The 7,325-nt window shown below is 44.7% G+C and carries 9 protein-coding genes; 1 reads left to right on the forward strand and 8 read right to left on the reverse strand.

The features are described from left to right. Nucleotides 1-86: 86 nt before the first annotated feature. The 8 genes from fabF to yceD form a co-directional block, all read right to left on the reverse strand. Nucleotides 87-1,331, reverse strand: a complete 1,245-nt coding sequence (fabF, locus tag AB4138_RS04105; protein ID WP_019821243.1) for a beta-ketoacyl-ACP synthase II — start codon at nucleotides 1,329-1,331, stop codon at nucleotides 87-89. Between the two features lie 93 nt (nucleotides 1,332-1,424). Then, nucleotides 1,425-1,658: an acyl carrier protein gene (acpP, locus tag AB4138_RS04110; RefSeq protein WP_004737381.1), complete on the reverse strand. Its 234-nt coding sequence runs from the start codon at nucleotides 1,656-1,658 to the stop codon at nucleotides 1,425-1,427. A gap of 166 nt (nucleotides 1,659-1,824) precedes the next feature. Next, nucleotides 1,825-2,559 carry a 3-oxoacyl-ACP reductase FabG gene (fabG, locus tag AB4138_RS04115; protein ID WP_026084209.1) on the reverse strand — a complete coding sequence of 245 codons (735 nt, stop codon included), beginning with the start codon at nucleotides 2,557-2,559 and terminating at the stop codon, nucleotides 1,825-1,827. A gap of 25 nt (nucleotides 2,560-2,584) precedes the next feature. Continuing rightward, complete coding sequence (fabD, locus tag AB4138_RS04120) at nucleotides 2,585-3,508, reverse strand: ACP S-malonyltransferase (RefSeq protein WP_017063479.1); 924 nt, start codon at nucleotides 3,506-3,508, stop codon at nucleotides 2,585-2,587. Nucleotides 3,509-3,588: 80 nt separating this feature from the next. Further along, nucleotides 3,589-4,539: a beta-ketoacyl-ACP synthase III gene (locus tag AB4138_RS04125; RefSeq protein ID WP_010437276.1), complete on the reverse strand. Its 951-nt coding sequence runs from the start codon at nucleotides 4,537-4,539 to the stop codon at nucleotides 3,589-3,591. 5 nt (nucleotides 4,540-4,544) lie between these two features. Then, on the reverse strand, nucleotides 4,545-5,570 hold the full coding sequence (gene plsX / locus AB4138_RS04130; RefSeq protein WP_017062152.1) for a phosphate acyltransferase PlsX: 1,026 nt from the start codon (nucleotides 5,568-5,570) through the stop codon (nucleotides 4,545-4,547). Between the two features lie 9 nt (nucleotides 5,571-5,579). After that, a complete protein-coding gene (gene rpmF / locus AB4138_RS04135; protein ID WP_004737376.1) occupies nucleotides 5,580-5,750 on the reverse strand; it encodes a 50S ribosomal protein L32 in 171 nt (56 codons plus the stop codon). A gap of 35 nt (nucleotides 5,751-5,785) precedes the next feature. Further along, entirely contained in the window at nucleotides 5,786-6,313 is a 528-nt protein-coding gene (yceD, locus tag AB4138_RS04140; RefSeq protein ID WP_017630536.1) for a 23S rRNA accumulation protein YceD, read from the reverse strand. A gap of 149 nt (nucleotides 6,314-6,462) precedes the next feature. Here yceD and AB4138_RS04145 point away from each other — a divergent pair, with 149 nt between their 5' ends. Next, the gene (locus AB4138_RS04145) at nucleotides 6,463-7,044 is read left to right on the forward strand and encodes a nucleoside triphosphate pyrophosphatase (protein ID WP_372305071.1); all 582 of its coding nucleotides are present in this window, start codon (nucleotides 6,463-6,465) and stop codon (nucleotides 7,042-7,044) included. The last annotated feature ends 281 nt before the right edge of the window (nucleotides 7,045-7,325 follow it).

A 7,325-nucleotide genomic window follows, 5' to 3' on the forward strand; every position in this document is an offset into this window, starting at 1 on the left:
AAACGGCTCAATGCTAAAGCATCAAGCCGTTTAAAAACAAGTTTAATTGTGACTATCTACGAGTGTTTACGTCTTTAATAAGATGATTAAATCTTTTTGAAGATCAAACAGCCGTTTGTACCACCGAAACCGAATGAGTTACATGCAGCATATTCCATGTTGCTAACTTCACGCGCAGTGTGAGGTACTAAGTCAATATCTAAGCCTTCTTCAGGATCATCTAGGTTGATTGTTGGTGGAACAATTTGGTCAACCAGAGACATAGCCGTGATGATAGCTTCAGCAGAACCAGCAGCACCTAGAAGGTGGCCTGTCATTGATTTCGTAGAAGAAACCAATACTTGCTTGCTGCCTGCTTCGCCAAGAGCACGCTTGATGCCCTTAACTTCCGCTACGTCACCTGCAGGAGTCGAAGTACCGTGTGCGTTTACATAACCGATTTGTTCACCAGTAATGCCAGCATCACGCATAGCCGCTTCCATTGCTAGTGCACCACCTGAGCCATCTTCACTTGGAGATGTCATGTGGTAAGCGTCACCCGACATACCGAAGCCAACTAGCTCACAGTAAATCTTAGCGCCACGAGCTTTCGCATGTTCGTACTCTTCAAGAACCATCATGCCTGCACCATCACCAAGAACGAAGCCGTCACGGCCTTTGTCCCATGGACGAGAAGCTTTTTGAGGCTCATCGTTACGAGTAGACAGTGCTTTAGCCGCACCAAAACCGCCCATACCTAGTGGCGTTGATGCTTTTTCAGCACCACCCGCTAGCATTGCGTCAGCATCGCCGTATGCAATCATACGAGCAGCGTGACCAATGTTATGTAGGCCAGTCGTACATGCAGTAGAAATCGCGATGTTTGGACCGCGTAGACCACGCATGATAGACATGTGACCAGCAATCATATTCACGATCGTCGACGGTACGAAGAACGGGCTGATCTTACGAGGACCTTTTTCAGTTAGAGCTTGGTGACCGGCTTCGATCAAACCAAGACCACCAATACCAGAACCGATAGCAACACCCACACGTGGAGCGTTTTCTTCAGTAATAGTTAGGGCTGAATCATCTAAAGCTTGAATACCTGCTGCGACGCCGTACTGGATGAACAAGTCCATCTTACGAGCATCTTTTTTAGTCATATACTCTTCGCAGTTAAAGTCTTTAACTAGACCTGCAAAACGAGTTGAGAAATTGGTTGCATCAAAGTGCTCGATATTAACGATACCACTTTGACCAGCTAGCAGGGCTTTCCAAGAAGATTCTACAGTGTTGCCTACCGGTGACAACATACCCATGCCAGTGACAACTACACGACGCTTGGACACGATTTTACACTCCGGGGATTGAGGTGATTTAAGATGAGGATAGATGAGTTAGATAAAACACAGGCGGTCGAGGTGACCGCCTGGGAGAGATTATTACTGAGCGCTAGTTACGTAATCGATAGCTGCTTGAACAGTAGTAATTTTCTCAGCTTCTTCATCTGGGATTTCAGTGTCGAATTCTTCTTCTAGAGCCATTACTAGCTCAACTGTGTCTAGAGAATCTGCACCTAGGTCATCAACGAAAGAAGCTTCGTTTTTAACTTCAGCTTCGTCTACACCTAGCTGTTCAACAATGATTTTCTTTACGCGTTCTTCGAGGTTGCTCATTTTTTCTTTTCCTTTACAGAGTTCGCTTTATGCGATGTTTTCCGTAGTTTATTCAATCTATTGAAAGTTGCAAGGTCAACTTTTCTGGTCAAACCACAATTTTCACGATTTTAACCGAAATTACGTATGATCTTGACTTAAATCATGCACAAATGTTGCACATAATTTACACCATGTACATACCGCCATTGACGTGAAGTGTTTCACCTGTGATATAAGCTGCCGCAGGTGACGCCAAAAATACCACAGCTTCAGCGATTTCGCGAGGGTCACCTAGTCGACCTGCTGGTACATTCGCCAAAGTTGCTGCACGTTGGTCATCATTTAGCGCTTTAGTCATATCAGTTTCGATGAAACCTGGAGCAACAGTGTTCACTGTAACGCCACGAGATGCAACTTCACGAGCCATTGATTTAGTAAAACCAATTACACCAGCTTTAGCAGCAGCGTAGTTAGCTTGACCAGCGTTACCCATAGTACCTACTACAGAACCAACGTTAACGATACGACCTTGACGCTTCTTCATCATGCCGCGCAATACAGCTTTAGACATGCGGAAGATAGGCGTTAGGTTAGTATCGATGATGTCATTCCATTCGTCGTCTTTCATACGCATAAGAAGGTTATCACGAGTAATACCTGCGTTGTTAACTAGAATGTCAATCGCACCGAATTCATCGTTGATGGTTTTCAGTGTAGCTGCAATTGAGTCAACATCCGTTACGTTAAGAGCAAGACCTTTACCGTTCTCACCAAGGTACTCGCTGATTGCAGCAGCGCCGCCTTCAGACGTAGCAGTACCGATAACTTTAGCACCACGCTCAACTAAAAGTTCAGCGATTGCACGACCGATGCCACGGCTTGCGCCTGTAACGAGTGCAACTTTGCCTTCTAAATTCATCATAACTTCTCTATTAAGTGGTTATTTACTTAGCAGCTTCTAGTGATGCAGTGTCATTAACTGCAGCAGCTGTCATAGTTTTTACGATTCGCTTTGTTAGACCAGTAAGAACCTTACCTGGACCTAATTCTAATAGCTTCTCAACGCCTTGCTCGTTCATTGCTTGTACGCCTTCAGTCCAACGAACTGGGCTGTATAGCTGACGAACAAGTGCGTCTTTGATTTTTGCAGGGTCTGTTTCAGCAATAACATCCACGTTATTGATAACAGGCAGTGCTGGCGTGTTGAACTCAAGAGCTTCTAGAGCAACCGCCAGCTTGTCTGCTGCAGGTTTCATCAGTGCACAGTGAGATGGCACAGAAACAGGTAAAGGAAGAGCACGCTTAGCGCCCGCTTCTTTACATAGTGCACCAGCACGCTCTACTGCTGCTTTGTTACCAGCAATAACAACTTGGCCTGGAGAGTTAAAGTTAACTGGAGACACAACTTCGTCTTGCGCTGCTTCTTCACACGCTTTAGCAATCGCTTCATCATCTAGACCGATGATTGCGTACATTGCACCAACACCCGCTGGCACTGCTTCTTGCATCAGTTGACCACGTAGTTCAACCAGCTTGATCGCTTCTTTAAAGTCGATAACGCCCGCACATACTAGTGCAGAGTATTCGCCTAGACTGTGACCTGCTAAGTTTACAGGTTGCTCTAGGCCAAGCTCTTGCCATACACGCCAAATTGCAACAGACGCTGTTAATAGAGCCGGTTGAGTGCGGAAAGTTTCATTTAGATTTTCTACTGGACCATCTTGAACCAATGCCCATAGATCGTAACCAAGTGCTTCTGAAGCTTCAGCAAATGTCTTTTTAACAACATCATACTGTTCGCCTAGGTCAGCAAGCATACCGATAGCTTGAGAGCCTTGGCCTGGGAATACGATAGCAAATTTGCTCATTGTAATTTTCCTTTAAGCAAAGCAAAAAATTGAATAAGGCACATAAGTTATGTGCCTTGTTTGTTGATTATCGCTTAGGGTTAGAATTTAACTAACGCAGAACCCCAAGTGAAGCCGCCGCCAAATGCTTCAAGTAGAAGCGTTTGACCACGTTTAATTCGCCCGTCGCGAACAGCCTCATCTAGGGCCGTTGGTACGGTAGCTGCTGACGTGTTGCCGTGCTTATCAAGAGTAATCACTACTTGATCAAGCGACATCGTCAGCTTTTTAGCGGTTGCCGAGATAATACGGTAGTTCGCTTGGTGTGGAACTAACCAATCAAGCTCTGACTTATCCATATTGTTCGCCGCTAAGGTGTCTTTAACTAGCTTAGAAAGCTGAGTTACCGCCACTTTAAATACTTCGTTGCCCGCCATGTGCAGCCATTTGTCTGCATCACCGCCGCGCTCTGGTACTTCTAGGCTTAGAAGCTCACCGTATTTACCATCAGAGTAAATATGAGTAGACAAAATACCTGGCTCTTCGCTTGCGCCTACAACCACCGCGCCTGCTGCATCACCAAATAGGATGATAGTAGAGCGGTCAGTCGGATCACAGGTTTTTGACAGTGCATCCGCACCAATTACCAAAACGTTCTTACACATGCCAGTCTTGATGTGTTGATCAGCAACAGACAGTGCGTAGACAAAACCAGAACACGCTGCAGCCAAATCAAACGCAGGGCAGCCTTTAATACCAAGCTTACCTTGTACCTGACATGCCGAAGACGGGAATGTGTGGCTACTGCTGGTTGTCGCAACGATGATTAAATCAATATCTTCTTTGTCGATACCTGCCATTTCAATGGCATTTTCAGCAGCGTAAAACGCCATATCAGCAACGGTTTCGTTTTCCGCAGAAATACGACGCTCTTTAATACCTGTTCTAGCAACAATCCACTCATCGCTAGTCTCTACCATTTTCTCTAAGTCTGCGTTTGTACGCACCTGAGATGGCAAGTAGCTGCCAGTACCTAAAATTTTGCTATACATGAAGACTAATAATGCCTCTCGAGTAAAACCGCTTCCAAACGATCGCTAATGCGGCTGGGGACTTGTCGTTTGACCTCGTGTACTGCTTCACCAATCGCGTTGACGACTGCAGACACATCAGCACTTCCATGACTTTTAATGACAATGCCGCGCAATCCTAACAAACTTGCGCCGTTATACTGGTCGGGGTTCAAGGTTTTTAATTCAGTAAATAGCTCAGAAAACAACATTCTGGCTATCCAACCCTTTATTGTTGAAGCCATCATGCGCGTTTTTAGCTTATCAATAAAGAGCTGAGCTGTACCTTCGCACGTTTTTAAGCAGACATTGCCCACAAAACCATCACATACGACGACATCAGCAGCATCTTGAAGTAATTGATTACCTTCAATATAGCCTATGAAATTCACAGACTGAGTATTCGACAACATTTCAGCGCATCGTTTTACAAGGTCATTACCTTTGATTTCTTCCGCACCGATATTCAAGATGGCGACACGTGGAGCGCGACCTAAATGTTGTTCCGCTAATGCACTACCCATTACAGCAAACTGAAAGAGTGAATCTGCATCACTAGAAACGTTCGCCCCTAAATCAAGCATCCATGTGCGATTCCCTGATGCGGTAGGCAAAGCTGAAACCAATGCAGGCCTATCAATACCAGGAAGGAGTTTAAGTCGGAAACGAGACAAAGCCATCAGTGCGCCAGTGTTACCACCACTCACACAAGCATCAGCCTGTGATTCGGCAACCAGATCGATAGCGGCACGCATAGAACTGCCCTGACTATTACGTAAGGCTAGTGAAGGTTTTTCAGAATTGGAAATAACTCGATCACAATGCTGGATGCTCAAACGAGAATCAGGCATTCGACCTAATGAAGATAATTGAGATGTGATCGCGTTTCGATCACCTATGAGAATGACTTTTAGCTCTGGGAAATACGACAGTGCCTGCACGGCGGCAGGCACTGTTACACGAGGACCGAAGTCCCCGCCCATTGCATCAAGCGCAACGGTTAGATTTTGCAAAGGTCAACCTTACTTGTTGATAACCTTTTTGCCGCGGTAGAAACCTTCGGCAGTCACGTTGTGACGTAGGTGAGTTTCACCTGAAGTTGCGTCTACAGAAAGTGCAGCTGTAGTTAGTGCATCGTGTGAACGACGCATGCCACGCATTGAACGTGATTTCTTGCTCTTTTGTACGGCCATTGACCCTACTCCTATGTAAATTCTTAAAGAAGCTGTTACTTCTTCAAGCTTTTTAAAACATCAAATGGATTCGGCTTTTTATCTTCCTCAATTTCTTCAGGAAGTTCGCCAAACACCAAATTATTTGAGTTAACGCTACAGTCCGCATCGTCGTGCATTGCTATTTGTGGCAATCCAAGGATGAACTCGTCTTCAACTAATTGAATCAGGTCTAACTCACCGTACTCGTTCAGATCTACCAAATCGTACTCTTCCGGTGCTTCCTCTTCACTTTTCTCACTGTAAACAGGAGTATAAGTAAATTGGACATCGCACTCATGTGCGAAAACCTCATTACAACGTTGACACTCTAAATCGACTTCGACGTTAGCTTTACCAGAGATAACGACTAATCGTTGTTCATCAAGCCCAAATGACATTGAGACTTGCGCGTCACGTTTTACGCCTTCAGTTGCTTCAGTTAAACGCTTTAAAAGACTGACTTGAATGATGCCATTCATATCCAGTCGTTTTTGAGCCGTTCTTGCCGGATCAACTGTACGCGGTATTTTTTCCTTTTGCATAGGGCGCGAATCTTATCTTCCAAATCATGTTTAGTCAAAGGAAATGGCAAAAAAAATGTACTTTCCTGCCTTTCCTATTCAGAGCATTATGAATAGCAGGACAAGTTACGTTATCCTGAGATAAATGCTTCCTTGAATTGTAAATTAAAATGAGAAATTACCAACTAGTTTTAGCCTCTACATCACCATTTAGGCAAGAGATCCTCAAAAAACTACAGTTAAGCTTCATTACTGCTAAACCAGACTGCGATGAAACGCCGCTTTCAAATGAGACACCTCAACAATTAGTCATGCGCCTTGCCGAGAACAAAGCTAAGTCTTGCGCGGTAGAGCAACCGAGCTTAGTGATTGGTTCTGATCAAGTTTGTGTGATTGATGGAGAGATCATTGGTAAGCCACATACTCGTGACAAAGCAATTGAGCAGTTATCGCGTCAAAGCGGTAAGAGCATCACTTTCTATACTGGTCTTTCGGTTTGGAACAGCGAGACCAACAAAGCTGACACGCGTCTCGACACCTTCATCGTGCATTTCCGTGATTTAACCGAGCAGCAGATCGTCTCTTATGTTGAGAAAGAAGAGCCTTATTACTGCGCGGGCAGTTTTATGTGCGAAGGGTTAGGCATCGCGTTGTTTAAACAGATGGAAGGCAAAGACCCGAACACCCTAATCGGTCTACCACTGATCGATTTAGTCGATATGTTAGATGCCCAAGGGATGAGTGTGCTTTAACTAGTGCTTATTACTCTTACAAAGATCCCCTACTCCTTCCTTCATCAGTCTAGGAATGACGAAGACTAATGATTGTTACAGTCCTAAGGGCTTTTCTTTATTCAATATTTATTAATGCAATGTGTCGTCATCCTCAAGAGCGAGGCACGAGCGAGTTAGGGATCTTCTACAGTAGGCACAAACAAAAAAGGTTGACGACATTCGTCAACCTTTGTCATTTTCAGATAGGTGATACTCAATCCTGAAAGGGTTTTTCCTTTAGTATCTCGTATCTCGTATCT

Source organism: Vibrio sp. 10N.286.52.C3, assembly GCF_041468865.1.
Classification (GTDB): Bacteria; Pseudomonadota; Gammaproteobacteria; order Enterobacterales; family Vibrionaceae; genus Vibrio; species Vibrio crassostreae_C.

Bases quoted from the DNA above. Each gene is read 5' to 3' on its own strand.
- acpP (WP_004737381.1), bottom strand. From the start codon at position 1,658: ATGAGCAACCTCGAAGAACGCGTAAAGAAAATCATTGTTGAACAGCTA.
- fabG (WP_026084209.1), bottom strand. From the start codon at position 2,559: ATGAATTTAGAAGGCAAAGTTGCACTCGTTACAGGCGCAAGCCGTGGC.
- fabD (WP_017063479.1), bottom strand. From the start codon at position 3,508: ATGAGCAAATTTGCTATCGTATTCCCAGGCCAAGGCTCTCAAGCTATC.
- AB4138_RS04125 (WP_010437276.1), bottom strand. From the start codon at position 4,539: ATGTATAGCAAAATTTTAGGTACTGGCAGCTACTTGCCATCTCAGGTG.
- rpmF (WP_004737376.1), bottom strand. From the start codon at position 5,750: ATGGCCGTACAAAAGAGCAAGAAATCACGTTCAATGCGTGGCATGCGT.
- yceD (WP_017630536.1), bottom strand. From the start codon at position 6,313: ATGCAAAAGGAAAAAATACCGCGTACAGTTGATCCGGCAAGAACGGCT.
- AB4138_RS04145 (WP_372305071.1), top strand. From the start codon at position 6,463: ATGAGAAATTACCAACTAGTTTTAGCCTCTACATCACCATTTAGGCAA.